Source organism: Vibrio sp. Vb1018 (assembly GCF_033338775.1).
GTDB classification, from domain to species: domain Bacteria; phylum Pseudomonadota; class Gammaproteobacteria; order Enterobacterales; family Vibrionaceae; genus Vibrio; species Vibrio alginolyticus.
The window spans coordinates 97,299-112,486 of the sequence record NZ_JAWOTI010000009.1 but is presented as its reverse complement, the minus strand read 5'-3'; the positions used below and the strand labels follow the sequence as shown (position 1 = coordinate 112,486).

Here is a 15,188-nt window from a genome sequence, read left to right as displayed (position 1 = left end):
TTGATCCGAGCAATGTGATTCTTTACTATATCGCGCCTTGAGATATGGCTTCGGCAATTAGTTGATGCGGTATCCCATTTTATTATTAATTGCGTGTGGTGTGCGGCTTAGATTCGTATAGCGACACGGCCTACTATTGAGGTTATCCCATGAAAGCTGGTATCCACCCAGAATACAAAGCAGTAAAAGCGACTTGTTCTTGCGGCAACTCTTTTGAGTTCAACTCTACTCTAGGTAAAGAGTCTATCCACCTAGACGTATGTGACAAGTGTCACCCATTCTACACTGGTAAGCAACGTATCGTTGATACAGGCGGCCGTGTTGATCGCTTCAACAAGCGTTTCGGTGCACTATCAAGCGGTAAGAAATAATAGCAGCCGCTATTACGATTACAGTTTAGAAAAGGACGCTTCGGCGTCCTTTTTGTTTTAATGGCTACCAAGCGAAGATGAATGTATGGGGTTTGGAATATTCCCGATTATTTTTCACTCAGCGCTTGCAACCTAAAGTGTGATCTGTATAATGCAGCGCACTGGTTAAGCCAGTTGTGAACCAATGAGCAGTGAGGAGCGAGCAAATCTAAGGATTTGTGAGGTAATGTATACTCAGCTTATGTTCGCGGTTAATACAATTAGCTATCTTTTCTTCGGAAAAACTATCCTCAAAGGTGACTTTGGCATATAGGGATAGTTAATCGAAAATTAACTGACAATGCGTCCTAATCTTGGATGCTACGGTTTCACATAAATCAATCGGCATTCTCTCGTCTTGACGAGTTTGAGTGGCGATATTGTTTGTGTAATTTATTAAATTTGGAGCTCTGTCTCATGCAGAACCAACGTATCCGTATCCGCCTAAAAGCTTTCGATTACAAACTAATCGATGCTTCTACAGCGGAAATCGTTGAAACAGCTAAGCGCACTGGCGCACAGGTTCGTGGTCCAATCCCACTGCCAACTCGTAAAGAGCGTTTCACAGTTCTTATCTCTCCACACGTTAACAAGAAAGCACGTGACCAGTACGAAATCCGTACTCACAAGCGTCTAATCGACATCGTTGAGCCAACAGACAAGACTGTTGATGCTCTAATGCGTCTAGACCTTGCTGCGGGCGTTGACGTTCAAATTAGCCTAGGTTAAGGGAGATTAGAAGTATGATTGGTCTAATCGGTCGTAAAGTGGGCATGACCCGCGTATTTACTGAAGAAGGCGTTTCTATCCCAGTAACTGTTGTTGAGGTTGAAGCTAACCGTGTTTCTCAAGTGAAAACTCTTGAAACTGACGGCTACGCAGCAATCCAGGTTACAGCTGGTTCTAAGAAAGCTAACCGCGTAAACAAAGCTGAAGCAGGTCACTTTGCTAAAGCTGGCGTTGAAGCTGGTCGCGGTCTTTGGGAATTCCGTTTAGAAAACGGCGAAGAGTTCGAAGTTGGTTCAGAACTAACTGTTGAACTATTCAACGAAACTAAGAAAGTAGACGTTACTGGTACATCTAAGGGTAAAGGTTTCCAAGGCGCTGTTAAGCGTTGGAACTTCCGTACTCAAGATATGACTCACGGTAACTCATTGTCTCACCGTGCTCCTGGTTCTATCGGTCAATGTCAGACTCCAGGTCGCGTATTTAAAGGCAAGAAAATGGCAGGTCACATGGGTGCTGAGCGTGTAACGACTCAAAACCTAGAGATCGTACGTGTTGACGCTGAGCGCAACCTGCTTCTTATTAAAGGTGCAGTCCCAGGCGCAACTGGCGGCAACGTGATCGTTAAACCAGCTGTTAAAGCATAACGTCTCAGGAGTAAGTAATGGAACTAATGGTTAAAGGTGCCGATGCACTAACTGTTTCCGAAACTACTTTCGGACGTGAGTTTAACGAAGCTCTTGTACACCAAGTAGTTGTTGCGTACGCAGCAGGTGCTCGTCAAGGTACTCGTGCTCAAAAAACACGTTCAGAAGTTTCTGGCGGTGGCGCTAAGCCATGGCGTCAAAAAGGTACTGGCCGTGCGCGTGCTGGTACAATCCGTAGCCCAATCTGGCGTACAGGTGGTGTTACTTTTGCTGCGAAACCACAAGATCACAGCCAAAAAGTAAACAAAAAAATGTACCGTGGTGCTATGAAGAGCATTCTTTCTGAGCTTGTTCGTCAAGAGCGTCTAATCGTTGTTGATAACTTCTCAGTTGAAGCACCAAAGACTAAAGAGCTAGTTGCTAAGCTTAAAGAGCTTGAGCTAACTGACGCTCTAATCGTGACTAGCGAAGTAGATGAGAATCTATTCCTAGCTGCTCGTAACCTATACAAAGTTGACGCACGTGATGTTGCTGGTATCGATCCAGTATCTCTAATCGCGTTTGACAAAGTTGTAATGACTGCAGAAGCAGTTAAGCAAGTAGAGGAAATGCTAGCATGATCACTGAAGAGCGTATCCTAAAAGTTCTACGTGCACCGCACATCTCTGAAAAAGCAACTATGGCAGCTGAGAAAGCGAACACTATCGTTTTCAAAGTAGCGAAAGATGCGACTAAAAAAGAGATCAAAGCAGCTGTAGAAAAGCTATTTGAAGTTGAAGTTAAGTCTGTAAATACTCTTATCACTAAGGGTAAGACCAAACGTCAAGGTCTACGCCAAGGTCGCCGCAGCGACGTTAAGAAAGCGTACGTTACTTTGAAAGAAGGTCAAGATCTTGACTTCGTTGGCGGCGCGGAATAACAGGAGTAGTTAAAAATGGCTATTGTTAAATGTAAGCCGACTTCCCCTGGTCGTCGTCACGTTGTTAAAGTTGTTAACGCTGACCTACACAAGGGCAAGCCATACGCACCTCTTCTAGAGAAAAACTCTAAGAACGGTGGTCGTAACAACAAGGGTCGTATCACAGTACGTCACATCGGCGGTGGTCACAAGCACCACTACCGTGTAGTTGACTTCAAACGTACTAAAGATGGTATTCCAGCGACAGTTGAGCGTCTTGAATACGATCCAAACCGTAGCGCAAACATTGCTCTAGTTCTTTACAAAGACGGTGAGCGTCGCTACATCCTAGCACCTAAAGGTGTTGTAGCTGGTGATGTTATTCAGTCTGGTGTTGATGCACCAATCAAAGCTGGTAACACTCTACCAATGCGTAATATCCCAGTAGGTTCAACAGTACATAACGTTGAACTTAAGCCTGGTAAAGGTGGTCAGCTAGCTCGTTCGGCTGGTGCTTACGCTCAAATCGTTGCTCGCGACGGTGCGTACGTAACTATCCGTCTACGTTCTGGCGAGATGCGCAAAGTTCTTTCTGAAGGCCGTGCAACAATCGGTGAAGTTGGTAACTCTGAGCACATGCTACGTGAACTTGGTAAAGCAGGTGCATCACGTCATCGCGGTATCCGTCCAACGGTTCGTGGTGTTGTAATGAACCCGATTGACCACCCACATGGTGGTGGTGAAGGCCGTACTTCTGGTGGTCGTCACCCAGTATCTCCTTGGGGTATGCCTACTAAAGGCTTCAAGACTCGTAAGAACAAACGCACTGACAAGTACATCGTACGTCGTCGTAACAAGTAATCTATATAAAGAGGAATCGCCATGCCACGTTCTCTCAAGAAAGGTCCTTTTATTGACCTACACTTGCTGAAGAAGGTAGAGAAAGCGGTGGAAAGCGGAGACAAAAAGCCTATTAAGACTTGGTCCCGTCGTTCAATGATCATCCCTACGATGATCGGTTTGACCATCGCTGTCCATAATGGTCGTCAGCACGTACCAGTATTTGTAACTGATGAAATGATCGGTCACAAACTGGGTGAATTCGCACCAACACGCACTTACCGCGGTCACGCTGCGGATAAGAAAGCTAAGAAGCGCTAAGGAGTAGATAATGGAAGCAATTGCTAAACATAACTTTGCTCGCATTTCGCCTCAGAAAGCTCGCTTAGTTGCGGATCTAATCCGTGGTAAATCTGTTGACCAAGCTCTAGAAATCCTAACGTTCAGCAACAAAAAAGCTGCTGCACTAGTTAAGAAAGTTCTAGAGTCTGCTATCGCTAACGCGGAGCACAACGAAGGTGCAGATATTGACGATCTGAATGTCGCAAAAATCTTTGTAGATGAAGGCCCAACCATGAAGCGTATTATGCCTCGTGCTAAAGGTCGTGCGGATCGTATCTTGAAGCGTTCAAGCCACATCACTGTTGTTGTAGCAGATCGCTAGAGACTAGGAGAGTAAGCAATGGGTCAAAAAGTACATCCAAATGGTATTCGTCTAGGCATCGTTAAGCCTTGGAATGCTACATGGTTTGCTAACACCAAAGATTTCGCTGACAACCTAGACGGCGACTTCAAGGTACGTCAGTTCCTTACAAGTGAACTGAAAAAAGCGTCTCTATCACGTATCGTTATCGAGCGTCCTGCTAAGAGCATCCGTGTGACTATTCACACTGCTCGTCCAGGCGTTGTTATCGGTAAGAAAGGTGAAGACGTTGAGAAGCTACGCGCAGCTGTAGCTAAAATTGCAGGTGTACCAGCGCAAATTAACATCGCTGAAGTACGTAAGCCTGAACTAGATGCGCAACTTGTTGGTGACAGCATCGCGTCTCAGCTAGAGCGTCGTGTTATGTTCCGCCGTGCTATGAAGCGCGCAGTACAAAACGCAATGCGCCTAGGCGCTAAAGGTATCAAAGTGGAAGTAAGCGGTCGTCTAGGCGGCGCTGAAATCGCACGTTCAGAGTGGTACCGTGAAGGCCGTGTGCCTCTACACACTCTACGTGCTGACATTGATTACGCAACTTCTTCGGCTCACACTCAATACGGTGTGATCGGCATTAAAACTTGGATCTTCAAAGGTGAAATCCTAGGTGGTATGCCAGCAGCTAACGCTGTAGAGCCTAAAGGCGACAAGCCTAAGAAGCAGCGTAAAGGCCGTAAGTAAGGAGTCGACAGATGCTACAACCTAAACGTACTAAGTTCCGTAAGGTTCAGACTGGTCGTAACCGTGGTCTAGCTAAAGGTACTGATGTAAGCTTCGGCGAATTCGGTCTTAAAGCTGTTGGCCGTGGTCGTCTAACTGCTCGTCAAATCGAAGCGGCACGTCGTGCAATGACACGTCACGTTAAGCGTCAAGGTAAAATCTGGATCCGTGTGTTCCCAGACAAACCAATCACAGAAAAACCACTTGAAGTTCGTCAAGGTAAGGGTAAAGGTAACGTTGAGTACTGGGTAGCCCAAATCCAACCTGGTAAGGTTATGTACGAAATGGGTGGTGTACCTGAAGAATTGGCACGTGAAGCGTTCCGTCTTGCGGCACGTAAACTGCCTTTCAAAACTACATTTGTAACTAAGCAGGTGATGTGATGAAAGCACAAGATCTACGCGAGAAAAGCGTTGAAGAGCTTAACGCTGAGCTAATGAATTTGCTACGCGAACAGTTCAACTTGCGCATGCAAGCTGCGACTGGTCAACTACAGCAAACTCATACTCTGAAAGCTGTACGCCGTGATATCGCACGTGTGAAAACTGTTTTGACTGAGAAGGCAGGCGCATAATGAGCGAAGTAAAACGTACTCAACAAGGTCGTGTAATTAGCGACAAGATGGACAAGTCTATCACTGTTGCTATCGAACGTTTCGTAAAACACCCAATCTACGGTAAATACGTAAAACGTACGACTAAAGTACACGCACATGACGAGAACAACGAGTGTGGCCTAGGCGACACAGTTGAAATCGCAGAGTGTCGTCCACTGTCTAAGACTAAGTCTTGGACTTTGGTAAAAGTTCTAGAAAAGGCGAAGATTTAATCTCGTTAATTCTATGAAACTAAAGCGGCTCCAAAATATTTTTGGAGCCGTTTATTTTTTGACTACCCAATCACAAAAAAGGGTGGTACAATTCGCGTCCCTTTTAAAGAGGCAGCCCGACCCGTGATGGGTCTAGTTATTAATATTTAGCGGAGCACTAACATGATCCAAATGCAAAGTATGCTGGACGCAGCTGATAACTCAGGCGCACGCAGCGTAATGTGTATTAAGGTTCTGGGTGGCTCTCACCGCCGTTATGCACATATCGGTGACGTCATCAAAGTTACTGTGAAGGAAGCAATCCCTCGCGGTAAAGTTAAAAAAGGTGATGTTCTGAAGGCGGTGGTAGTGCGCACCCGTAAAGGCGTACGTCGTCCTGACGGTTCTGTCATTCGCTTCGACCGAAATGCTTGCGTATTGCTAAACGACAATACTGAGCAACCAATCGGTACACGTATCTTTGGTCCTGTGACACGCGAACTTCGTGGCGATAAGTTCATGAAGATCGTTTCACTGGCTCCAGAAGTTCTGTAAGGAGCACGTAGAAATGGCAGCTAAAATCCGTCGTAATGACGAAGTAATCGTTCTTGCTGGTAAAGACAAAGGCAAGAAAGGTAAAGTAACTAAGGTTCTAGCAACTGGTAAAGTTATCGTTGAAGGTATCAACCTAGTTAAGAAACATCAGAAACCTGTTCCAGCTATGGGTATCCAAGGCGGTATCGTAGAGCAAGAAGCAGCTATCGACGTTTCTAACGTGGCTATCTTTAACGCAGCTACTGGTAAAGCTGACCGTATCGGTTTCCGTTTTGAAGACGGCAAAAAAGTTCGTTTCTTCAAGTCTAACGGCGAAACCGTTTCTAACTAATAGAAGTAATTTGGAGTTCTACTATGGCGAAACTGCATGATTACTACAAGTCGTCTGTAGTCGCTGAACTGACCAAACAGTTCGGTTACACAAGCGTCATGCAAGTCCCTAGAATCGAGAAAATCACCCTAAACATGGGTGTTGGTGAAGCAATCAACGATAAGAAACTGCTAGAAAATGCAGCGTCTGATATGGCAACGATCTCTGGTCAAAAGCCACTTATCACAAAAGCGCGCAAATCTGTTGCAGGTTTCAAAATCCGTGAAGGCTACCCTATCGGTTGTAAAGTAACCTTGCGTGGCGAACGTATGTGGGATTTTCTTGAGCGTTTAATTAACATCGCTCTTCCACGTGTACGTGACTTCCGTGGTGTTAGCGCTAAGTCTTTTGACGGTCGCGGTAACTACAGCATGGGCGTTCGCGAGCAAATCATCTTCCCGGAAATCGACTTTGATAAAGTTGATCGAGTACGCGGTCTAGACATCACTATTACGACGTCTGCTGGTACTGATGAGGAAGGCCGTGCTCTGCTGGCTGCCTTTAACTTCCCATTCCGTAAGTAAGGTGAAGGGTTACTGTTATGGCTAAAAATTCAATGAAAGCACGTGAAGCAAAACGTGCGAAGCTAGTAGCTAAGTTCGCTGAAAAGCGTGCAGCGCTAAAAGCTATCATCAGCGATGTAAACGCATCTGAAGAAGATCGTTGGAACGCGGTTCTTACACTGCAATCTCTTCCACGTGATTCAAGTGCATCACGTCAGCGCAACCGTTGCAACCAAACTGGTCGTCCACACGGTTACCTACGTAAGTTCGGTCTAAGCCGTATTAAGGTTCGTGAAGCTTGCATGAAAGGCGAGATTCCGGGTCTTCGTAAGGCTAGCTGGTAATTGCCACTTAATCATTTGGAGTAAATCATATGAGCATGCAAGATCCGATTTCGGATATGCTGACCCGCGTTCGTAACGGTCAGGCAGCAAACAAAGTTGCTGTAAAAATGCCTTCTTCAAAGCTTAAAGTTGCAATTGCTGCACTACTAAAAGCTGAAGGTTACATCGTTGACTTCGCTGTTGAAGGCGAAGCAAAACCTGAGCTAGAAGTTACACTTAAGTACTTCCAAGCTAAACCAGTAATCGAGCAACTTAAACGTGTTTCTCGTCCAGGTCTACGTGTTTACAAGAAGAAAGATGAACTTCCTTCTGTAATGGGTGGTCTTGGTATTGCTATCGTTTCTACTTCCAAGGGTCTTATGTCAGACCGCGCTGCACGTAAAGCAGGTCTTGGTGGTGAAATCATCGCTTACGTAGCTTAATAAGGAGTAGACTATGTCTCGTGTTGCAAAAGCACCTGTCGCTATTCCAGCTGGCGTAGAGGTGAAACTAAACGGCCAAGAAATCACTGTAAAAGGTGCGAAAGGCGAACTAACTCGCGTTCTTAACAACGCAGTTGTAATCGCTCAGGAAGAAAATAACCTGACTTTCGGTCCTAAAGAAGGTGTTGCTAACGCATGGGCTCAAGCAGGTACTGCTCGCGCTCTAGTTAACAACATGGTTGTTGGTGTTACTGAAGGCTTTACTAAGAAGCTAACTCTTAAAGGTGTAGGTTACCGTGCTGCTATCAAAGGCAACGCTGTAGGTCTAACACTAGGCTTCTCACACCCAGTTGAGCACGAGTTGCCAGCGGGTATTAAAGCTGAATGTCCAAGCCAAACTGAAATCGTGATCACTGGTGCTGACAAGCAACTAGTTGGTCAAGTTGCGGCTGACATTCGTTCTTACCGTGAGCCTGAGCCATACAAAGGCAAAGGTGTTCGTTACGCAGATGAAAATGTGCGTACTAAAGAAGCTAAGAAGAAGTAAGGTAACACTATGGATAAGAAAGCATCTCGCATCCGTCGTGCTACACGTGCACGTCGTAAGATTGCAGAACTGGGTGCGACTCGCCTAGTTGTACACCGTACTCCTCGTCACGTGTACGCACAGGTTATCGCGGCTAACGGCTCTGAGGTTATCGCAGCAGCTTCTACTGTAGAAAAAGCGATCCGTGAGCAAGTGAAATACACTGGTAACGTTGATGCAGCTAAAGCAGTGGGTAAAGCTATTGCTGAGCGCGCTCTAGAGAAGGGCGTAACTGCAGTTGCATTTGATCGTTCTGGTTTCCAATACCACGGTCGAGTAGCGGCGCTAGCAGAATCTGCTCGCGAAGCTGGTCTGAAATTCTAAGGTAGGGTTGGAAGATGGCTAAAGAACAACAAGTTCAAGCGAATGATTTGCAAGAAAAGCTAATCGCAGTTAACCGTGTTTCTAAAACGGTTAAAGGTGGTCGAATCATGAGCTTCACTGCACTAACAGTAGTTGGTGACGGTAACGGTCGTGTAGGTTTCGGTTACGGCAAAGCTCGTGAAGTACCTGCAGCGATTCAAAAAGCAATGGAAAAAGCGCGTCGTAATATGACTACGATCGCTCTAAACGAAGGCACTCTTCACCACCCAGTGAAAGGTCGCCATTCGGGCTCTAAAGTTTACATGCAGCCTGCTGCAGAAGGTACTGGTGTTATCGCAGGTGGTGCGATGCGTGCAGTACTAGAAGTTGCTGGTGTACACAACGTACTATCTAAAGCGTACGGTTCTACGAACCCTATCAACATCGTTCGTGCAACGATCGATGCACTAGGTAGCATGAAGTCACCAGAAATGGTTGCTGCTAAACGTGGTCTAACTGTTGAATCTATTTCGGAGTAAGAACACCATGGCAACTATTAAAGTAACTCAAACTAAAAGCTCAATTGGTCGTCTGCCAAAGCACAAAGCTACTTTGCGCGGTCTAGGTCTTCGTAAAATCAACCACACAGTAGAACTTGAAGATACTCCGTGTATTCGCGGTATGATCAACAAGGTTTACTACATGGTTAAAGTTGAGGAGTAATCAGAATGCGTTTGAATACTCTAGCACCGGCTGCTGGCGCGAAAACTTCTGCGAAGCGAGTAGGTCGTGGTATCGGTTCAGGCCTAGGTAAAACTGGTGGCCGTGGTCACAAAGGTCAAAAATCACGTTCTGGCGGCAGTGTTCGTCCAGGTTTCGAAGGCGGTCAGATGCCTCTGAAACAACGTCTACCAAAATTCGGTTTCACTTCTCGTAAGAGCCTAGTGTCTGCTGAAGTTCGTCTAGCTGAGCTAGCGAAAGTTTCTGGTGACGTAGTTGATCTAAACAGTCTTAAAGCTGCTAACATCATCACTAAGAACATCGAATTTGTAAAAGTTGTTCTTTCTGGTGAAATCAACAAAGCAGTGACTGTTAAAGGTCTACGTGTGACTAAAGGCGCTAAAGCTGCAATCGAAGCTGCAGGCGGTAAAATCGAGGAATAATCTCGAGGAACGAGGTACAGATGGCTAAGAAACCAGGACAAGATTTTCGTAGTGCTCAGAGCGGCTTAAGTGAACTAAAGTCGCGCTTGTTATTCGTAATTGGTGCACTTTTAGTATTCCGAGCCGGCTCTTTTGTGCCGATTCCTGGTATTGACGCTGCTGTACTTGCCGATTTGTTCGAACAGCAAAAAGGTACCATCGTTGAAATGTTTAACATGTTCTCCGGTGGTGCTCTTGAGCGTGCATCTATATTAGCATTGGGCATCATGCCGTATATTTCGGCATCTATTGTTGTCCAATTGCTAACTGTAGTTCATCCAGCGTTAGCTGAACTCAAAAAAGAGGGTGAAGCAGGCCGTCGTAAGATAAGCCAATACACACGCTACGGCACGCTTGTACTTGCAACCTTCCAAGCTATAGGTATTGCAACTGGCCTACCAAACATGGTCGACAATCTGGTTGTTATCAACCAAACCATGTTTACGCTAATTGCTACCGTAAGTTTAGTAACCGGTACCATGTTCTTGATGTGGTTAGGTGAACAAATTACAGAGCGCGGAATTGGTAATGGTATTTCGATACTAATTTTTGCAGGTATTGTTGCTGGATTGCCTTCTGCAATCGGTCAAACAATCGAGCAAGCGCGTCAAGGTGAATTGCATGTACTTCTTCTGTTGCTAATCGCGGTATTAGCTTTTGCAGTAATTTACTTCGTTGTTTTCATGGAACGTGGTCAACGCCGAATCGTCGTTAACTATGCGAAACGTCAACAAGGTCGTAAAGTATTTGCTGCGCAAAGCTCGCACTTGCCTCTTAAAATTAACATGGCAGGTGTAATTCCCGCGATCTTTGCATCAAGTATTATCTTGTTCCCAGGAACATTGGCTCAGTGGTTTGGTCAAAACGGTGAGAGCAGCGCGTTTGGTTGGTTAACTGACGTGTCTTTGGCTCTTAGCCCAGGTCAACCGTTGTATGTAATGCTTTATGCAGCAGCAATTATCTTCTTCTGTTTCTTCTACACTGCGTTGGTTTTCAACCCACGTGAAACAGCAGATAACTTGAAGAAGTCTGGTGCATTCGTACCCGGTATCCGCCCAGGTGAGCAGACAGCGAAATACATTGATAAAGTAATGACACGTCTAACCCTTGCTGGTGCACTGTACATTACCTTTATCTGTCTGATTCCCGAGTTCATGATGGTCGCGTGGAACGTACGTTTCTACTTCGGCGGTACATCGCTACTAATCGTAGTTGTTGTAATTATGGACTTTATGGCACAGGTACAGACTCATCTGATGTCTCAACAGTATGATTCTGTGTTGAAGAAAGCGAATCTGAAAGGCTACGGCCGTTAATCCGGCAGTAGACTCAGTTTCATTTACGGAGTTTAGCAATGAAAGTTCGTGCTTCCGTTAAAAAAATCTGCCGTAACTGTAAAGTAATCAAGCGTAACGGTGTCGTTCGCGTGATTTGCAGTGAGCCAAAGCACAAACAGCGCCAAGGCTAATTAGCAGAAATTTTTACTTGAAAATGAAGGTTGGGTCGAGTATATTCCTCGGCCTACCTTTTGCGTGCAAAAGAAGTAGTATTCCGCAGCGTATCCATAACGGGCTTTGCTGCGGCTAATTCTTTTATAGAAACACTTAGGAGTGAATAATGGCCCGTATAGCAGGCATTAACATTCCTGATCAGAAACATGCAGTAATCGCTCTAACAGCGATCTACGGCATCGGTAAAACTCGCTCTCAAGCTATCCTAGCTGAAGTGGGTATTGCTGAAAATGTTAAGATCAGTGAACTAACTGAAGAGCAGATCGATCAACTGCGTGATGGTGTAGCTAAGTACACTGTAGAAGGTGATCTACGTCGTGAAGTATCTATGAACATCAAGCGTCTTATGGACCTTGGCTGTTACCGTGGTCTTCGTCATCGTCGCAGTCTACCACTACGTGGACAGCGTACTAAAACCAACGCTCGCACCCGTAAGGGTCCGCGTAAGCCGATCAAGAAATAATCGGGAAGGTAGAGTACAATGGCTAAACAACCAACTCGCGCTCGTAAGCGCGTACGCAAGCAAGTTGCAGATGGCGTTGCGCACATCCATGCTTCTTTCAATAACACAATCGTAACCATTACTGACCGTCAAGGTAACGCTCTTGCATGGGCTACTGCAGGTGGTTCTGGTTTCCGTGGTTCTCGTAAGTCTACTCCGTTCGCTGCACAGGTTGCTGCTGAGCGTTGTGCTGAAATGGCTAAAGAATACGGCCTAAAGAACTTGGAAGTTATGGTTAAGGGTCCTGGTCCAGGTCGCGAATCTACTGTTCGTGCACTAAACGCCGCTGGTTTCCGCATCACAAACATCGTTGATGCTACACCAATCCCTCATAACGGTTGTCGTCCACCTAAGAAACGTCGCGTATAACGTTTCTAGGACAATTGGAGAAGAATCATGGCAAGATATTTGGGTCCTAAGCTGAAGCTTAGCCGTCGTGAAGGCACTGACTTATTCCTTAAGTCTGGTGTTCGCGCGATCGATACCAAGTGTAAAATTGATAACGCACCAGGTGTACACGGCGCTCGTCGCGGTCGTCTATCTGAGTATGGCGTTCAGCTTCGTGAGAAGCAAAAAGTACGTCGTATGTACGGCGTTTTAGAAAAACAATTCCGTAACTACTACAAAGAAGCTGCTCGCCTAAAAGGCAACACTGGTGAAAACCTACTTCAGCTTCTTGAAGGTCGTCTTGATAACGTAGTTTACCGCATGGGCTTTGGCGCAACTCGCGCAGAAGCACGTCAGCTAGTTAGCCACAAAGCTATCCTAGTAAACGGTAAAGTTGTAAACGTTCCTTCTTTCAAAGTAGCGGCTAATGACGTTGTTTCTATTCGCGAGAAAGCTAAACAGCAAGCTCGTATCAAAGCAGCTCTAGAAGTTGCTGAACAACGTGAAAAACCAACTTGGATTGAAGTAGATGGTGGCAAGATGGAAGGTACATTCAAGCGTATGCCTGAGCGTTCTGATCTATCAGCTGACATCAACGAACAATTGATCGTCGAGCTTTACTCTAAGTAAGGTTTAAACTAAAGAGAGGACACAATGCAGGGTTCTGTAACAGAATTTCTTAAGCCACGTCTAGTTGACATTGAACAAATCAGCTCGACTCACGCAAAAGTAACTCTTGAGCCATTAGAGCGTGGCTTTGGTCATACTCTGGGTAATGCACTTCGCCGCATCCTTCTATCTTCTATGCCAGGTTGTGCTGTAACAGAAGTAGAAATCGAAGGCGTACTTCATGAGTACAGCACGAAAGAAGGCGTTCAAGAAGATATTCTTGAAGTTCTTCTAAACCTTAAAGGTTTGGCTGTGCGCGTTGCCGAAGGCAAAGATGAAGTGTTCATTACTTTGAACAAATCAGGCTCGGGCCCTGTGGTTGCAGGTGACATCACCCATGATGGTGATGTAGAGATCGCTAACCCTGAACACGTAATTTGTCACCTAACGGATGACAACGCTGAGATCGCAATGCGTATCAAAGTTGAACGTGGTCGTGGTTATGTTCCAGCTTCTGCGCGTATCCATAACGAAGAAGACGAGCGTCCTATCGGTCGCCTACTAGTAGATGCTACTTACAGCCCAGTAGACAAAATTGCCTACGCTGTAGAAGCAGCTCGTGTAGAACAGCGTACTGATCTAGACAAGCTTGTTATCGATATGGAAACAAACGGTACTCTAGAACCTGAGGAAGCAATCCGTCGTGCAGCTACAATCCTAGCTGAACAATTGGATGCATTCGTAGATCTTCGTGATGTACGAGTTCCTGAGGAGAAGGAAGAGAAGCCAGAATTCGATCCGATCCTACTGCGTCCTGTAGACGATCTTGAACTAACAGTTCGCTCTGCTAACTGTCTGAAAGCAGAAGCGATTCACTACATCGGTGATCTAGTACAACGTACTGAGGTTGAGCTACTTAAAACGCCTAACCTTGGTAAAAAATCTCTTACTGAGATTAAAGACGTACTTGCGTCACGTGGTCTGTCTCTGGGCATGCGCCTAGAAAACTGGCCACCTGCATCAATCGCTGAAGATTAATCGATACTAGTTAGAAGGATTAGGTCATGCGCCATCGTAAGAGTGGTCGTCAACTCAACCGCAACAGCTCACATCGCAAAGCGATGTTCAGCAACATGGCTAGCTCTCTAGTACGTCATGAAGTTATCAAGACTACTTTGCCAAAAGCAAAAGAGCTACGTCGCGTAGTTGAGCCTTTGATTACACTAGCTAAGACTGACAGTGTTGCTAACCGTCGTCTAGCATTTGCACGTACTCGTGACAACGAAGTAGTTGCAAAACTATTTAACGAACTAGGTCCACGTTTTGCTGCTCGTCAGGGCGGTTACACTCGTATCCTAAAAGCTGGCTTCCGTGCTGGTGATAAAGCTCCAATGGCTTACATTGAGCTTGTAGATCGCCCAGCTGCTGAAGAAGCTGCTGAGTAATCAGTTCGTAAGAACGAGAAAGCCGAGCATTAGCTCGGCTTTTTTGTATCTGTAATTCAGTAAACCTTTATATCCAGCCTACATTTATTTCAACCCATGCAGACTGGCAATTTAAAAAGTGATTATCACTTACGCTTATTTACTAGTATTCCACAACCCGCCCAACGAACTTAGAAGCCCTTCGCTAGCGCCTTGCTTGTTCAAGTAATCCAAGATTACTGGAGCAAACTGACTGATCATAGATGGGTCTAAACCTAACGTATCGAATGCACTTTTTACTGCACTGATATTCTCAATATTTCCTAGTAAGCTTTGTGCTCCTTGCAAGTTTGAAAGTCCAGGAATCAAAGACTGTAATTCACTACTATTTTCTTGCGAAAGCTGGCTTTGAGCCAAAGCGAGTAGTGCACCACTGCCTCCGGCTGCTTGCTCAGTGGATACTGGTAATTGGCTAGTTAGCATGTCTGTTAATGGAGACGACTCGGTGTTCAAGCTGCTGCCGACCATGTCCATCAGGCCACTTTCTTTACTTTTTTGAGTGACTGAATCTAAGAATGCGTGCGCACTACCAATGTTGATTGATAGGAGTGCTAGAGTTAGGAGTGTTTTACGCATAGTACCTCCAAAGGTTGAGCGTTTTTTAAAAGTGATTTTATTTTTAAAGGCTATCAGAGTGAAAGGTTCAGAGGTGAGAAAGTCTA

Annotated in this window: 30 protein-coding genes; 29 read left to right on the top strand and 1 reads right to left on the bottom strand. The window is 45.5% G+C overall.

The features are described 5' to 3' along the window. Nucleotides 1-149 precede the first annotated feature (149 nt). From rpmE to rplQ, 29 genes are all read left to right on the top strand, one after another. Nucleotides 150-371: a 50S ribosomal protein L31 gene (gene rpmE / locus R7Z10_RS11820; RefSeq protein WP_005379546.1), complete on the top strand. Its 222-nt coding sequence runs from the start codon at nt 150-152 to the stop codon at nt 369-371. Nucleotides 372-827: 456 nt separating this feature from the next. Continuing rightward, entirely contained in the window at nt 828-1,139 is a 312-nt protein-coding gene (gene rpsJ / locus R7Z10_RS11815) for a 30S ribosomal protein S10 (RefSeq protein ID WP_004410492.1), read from the top strand. 14 nt (nt 1,140-1,153) lie between these two features. After that, a complete protein-coding gene (gene rplC / locus R7Z10_RS11810; RefSeq protein WP_005379555.1) occupies nt 1,154-1,783 on the top strand; it encodes a 50S ribosomal protein L3 in 630 nt (209 codons plus the stop codon). A gap of 17 nt (nt 1,784-1,800) precedes the next feature. Then, a complete protein-coding gene (gene rplD / locus R7Z10_RS11805) occupies nt 1,801-2,403 on the top strand; it encodes a 50S ribosomal protein L4 (protein ID WP_005379556.1) in 603 nt (200 codons plus the stop codon). Then, nucleotides 2,400-2,702 (top strand): 50S ribosomal protein L23, encoded by a 303-nt coding sequence (rplW, locus tag R7Z10_RS11800; protein WP_004398471.1) that lies wholly within the window; start codon nt 2,400-2,402, stop codon nt 2,700-2,702. The genes rplD and rplW overlap by 4 nt, the downstream gene beginning before the upstream one ends. 15 nt (nt 2,703-2,717) lie before the next feature. Next, nucleotides 2,718-3,542 carry a 50S ribosomal protein L2 gene (rplB, locus tag R7Z10_RS11795; RefSeq protein ID WP_005383168.1) on the top strand — a complete coding sequence of 275 codons (825 nt, stop codon included), beginning with the start codon at nt 2,718-2,720 and terminating at the stop codon, nt 3,540-3,542. 21 nt (nt 3,543-3,563) lie between these two features. Continuing rightward, nucleotides 3,564-3,842 carry a 30S ribosomal protein S19 gene (rpsS, locus tag R7Z10_RS11790; protein ID WP_004394525.1) on the top strand — a complete coding sequence of 93 codons (279 nt, stop codon included), beginning with the start codon at nt 3,564-3,566 and terminating at the stop codon, nt 3,840-3,842. A 10-nt stretch (nt 3,843-3,852) separates the two neighbouring features. Continuing rightward, a complete protein-coding gene (rplV, locus tag R7Z10_RS11785; protein WP_005383164.1) occupies nt 3,853-4,185 on the top strand; it encodes a 50S ribosomal protein L22 in 333 nt (110 codons plus the stop codon). 18 nt (nt 4,186-4,203) lie between these two features. Continuing rightward, a complete protein-coding gene (gene rpsC, locus R7Z10_RS11780) occupies nt 4,204-4,902 on the top strand; it encodes a 30S ribosomal protein S3 (RefSeq protein ID WP_005383161.1) in 699 nt (232 codons plus the stop codon). An 11-nt stretch (nt 4,903-4,913) separates the two neighbouring features. Then, a complete protein-coding gene (gene rplP / locus R7Z10_RS11775; protein ID WP_005379577.1) occupies nt 4,914-5,324 on the top strand; it encodes a 50S ribosomal protein L16 in 411 nt (136 codons plus the stop codon). Beyond that, nucleotides 5,324-5,515, top strand: a complete 192-nt coding sequence (rpmC, locus tag R7Z10_RS11770; RefSeq protein WP_005379576.1) for a 50S ribosomal protein L29 — start codon at nt 5,324-5,326, stop codon at nt 5,513-5,515. The genes rplP and rpmC overlap by 1 nt, the downstream gene beginning before the upstream one ends. Then, complete coding sequence (gene rpsQ / locus R7Z10_RS11765; protein ID WP_140367210.1) at nt 5,515-5,769, top strand: 30S ribosomal protein S17; 255 nt, start codon at nt 5,515-5,517, stop codon at nt 5,767-5,769. Before rpmC ends, rpsQ begins: the two co-directional genes overlap by 1 nt. 162 nt (nt 5,770-5,931) lie before the next feature. Next, on the top strand, nt 5,932-6,303 hold the full coding sequence (gene rplN / locus R7Z10_RS11760; RefSeq protein ID WP_004410450.1) for a 50S ribosomal protein L14: 372 nt from the start codon (nt 5,932-5,934) through the stop codon (nt 6,301-6,303). 13 nt (nt 6,304-6,316) lie between these two features. Beyond that, a complete protein-coding gene (rplX, locus tag R7Z10_RS11755; RefSeq protein ID WP_005379574.1) occupies nt 6,317-6,634 on the top strand; it encodes a 50S ribosomal protein L24 in 318 nt (105 codons plus the stop codon). Nucleotides 6,635-6,657: 23 nt separating this feature from the next. Beyond that, nucleotides 6,658-7,197, top strand: coding sequence for a 50S ribosomal protein L5 (gene rplE / locus R7Z10_RS11750; RefSeq protein ID WP_005379573.1), 540 nt, complete (start codon nt 6,658-6,660; stop codon nt 7,195-7,197). 17 nt (nt 7,198-7,214) lie between these two features. Further along, a complete protein-coding gene (rpsN, locus tag R7Z10_RS11745) occupies nt 7,215-7,520 on the top strand; it encodes a 30S ribosomal protein S14 (RefSeq protein ID WP_004410442.1) in 306 nt (101 codons plus the stop codon). Nucleotides 7,521-7,549: 29 nt separating this feature from the next. Next, nucleotides 7,550-7,942 carry a 30S ribosomal protein S8 gene (gene rpsH, locus R7Z10_RS11740; RefSeq protein ID WP_005379572.1) on the top strand — a complete coding sequence of 131 codons (393 nt, stop codon included), beginning with the start codon at nt 7,550-7,552 and terminating at the stop codon, nt 7,940-7,942. Between the two features lie 13 nt (nt 7,943-7,955). Beyond that, nucleotides 7,956-8,489, top strand: coding sequence for a 50S ribosomal protein L6 (gene rplF / locus R7Z10_RS11735; RefSeq protein WP_005379570.1), 534 nt, complete (start codon nt 7,956-7,958; stop codon nt 8,487-8,489). 9 nt (nt 8,490-8,498) lie between these two features. After that, nucleotides 8,499-8,852, top strand: a complete 354-nt coding sequence (gene rplR, locus R7Z10_RS11730; protein WP_005379568.1) for a 50S ribosomal protein L18 — start codon at nt 8,499-8,501, stop codon at nt 8,850-8,852. Nucleotides 8,853-8,866: 14 nt separating this feature from the next. Beyond that, the gene (gene rpsE, locus R7Z10_RS11725) at nt 8,867-9,370 is read left to right on the top strand and encodes a 30S ribosomal protein S5 (RefSeq protein ID WP_004745894.1); all 504 of its coding nucleotides are present in this window, start codon (nt 8,867-8,869) and stop codon (nt 9,368-9,370) included. Nucleotides 9,371-9,377: 7 nt separating this feature from the next. Further along, complete coding sequence (gene rpmD / locus R7Z10_RS11720) at nt 9,378-9,554, top strand: 50S ribosomal protein L30 (protein WP_005379565.1); 177 nt, start codon at nt 9,378-9,380, stop codon at nt 9,552-9,554. Between the two features lie 5 nt (nt 9,555-9,559). Further along, on the top strand, nt 9,560-9,994 hold the full coding sequence (rplO, locus tag R7Z10_RS11715) for a 50S ribosomal protein L15 (RefSeq protein ID WP_005383155.1): 435 nt from the start codon (nt 9,560-9,562) through the stop codon (nt 9,992-9,994). A 20-nt stretch (nt 9,995-10,014) separates the two neighbouring features. Next, nucleotides 10,015-11,349, top strand: a complete 1,335-nt coding sequence (gene secY, locus R7Z10_RS11710) for a preprotein translocase subunit SecY (protein WP_005379562.1) — start codon at nt 10,015-10,017, stop codon at nt 11,347-11,349. Between the two features lie 38 nt (nt 11,350-11,387). Continuing rightward, nucleotides 11,388-11,501, top strand: a complete 114-nt coding sequence (gene rpmJ, locus R7Z10_RS11705) for a 50S ribosomal protein L36 (protein WP_000868186.1) — start codon at nt 11,388-11,390, stop codon at nt 11,499-11,501. A gap of 149 nt (nt 11,502-11,650) precedes the next feature. Continuing rightward, on the top strand, nt 11,651-12,007 hold the full coding sequence (gene rpsM / locus R7Z10_RS11700; protein WP_005383154.1) for a 30S ribosomal protein S13: 357 nt from the start codon (nt 11,651-11,653) through the stop codon (nt 12,005-12,007). Nucleotides 12,008-12,025: 18 nt separating this feature from the next. After that, complete coding sequence (gene rpsK / locus R7Z10_RS11695; RefSeq protein ID WP_001118870.1) at nt 12,026-12,415, top strand: 30S ribosomal protein S11; 390 nt, start codon at nt 12,026-12,028, stop codon at nt 12,413-12,415. Between the two features lie 27 nt (nt 12,416-12,442). After that, a complete protein-coding gene (gene rpsD / locus R7Z10_RS11690; RefSeq protein WP_005383146.1) occupies nt 12,443-13,063 on the top strand; it encodes a 30S ribosomal protein S4 in 621 nt (206 codons plus the stop codon). 24 nt (nt 13,064-13,087) lie between these two features. Then, nucleotides 13,088-14,080: a DNA-directed RNA polymerase subunit alpha gene (gene rpoA / locus R7Z10_RS11685; RefSeq protein ID WP_213913697.1), complete on the top strand. Its 993-nt coding sequence runs from the start codon at nt 13,088-13,090 to the stop codon at nt 14,078-14,080. 26 nt (nt 14,081-14,106) lie between these two features. After that, on the top strand, nt 14,107-14,487 hold the full coding sequence (gene rplQ / locus R7Z10_RS11680) for a 50S ribosomal protein L17 (RefSeq protein WP_005383141.1): 381 nt from the start codon (nt 14,107-14,109) through the stop codon (nt 14,485-14,487). A gap of 135 nt (nt 14,488-14,622) precedes the next feature. On the opposite strand, the gene R7Z10_RS11675 is transcribed toward rplQ, so the two are convergent. Next, on the bottom strand, nt 14,623-15,102 hold the full coding sequence (locus tag R7Z10_RS11675; RefSeq protein ID WP_017820297.1) for a DUF2780 domain-containing protein: 480 nt from the start codon (nt 15,100-15,102) through the stop codon (nt 14,623-14,625). Nucleotides 15,103-15,188: the final 86 nt, after the last annotated feature.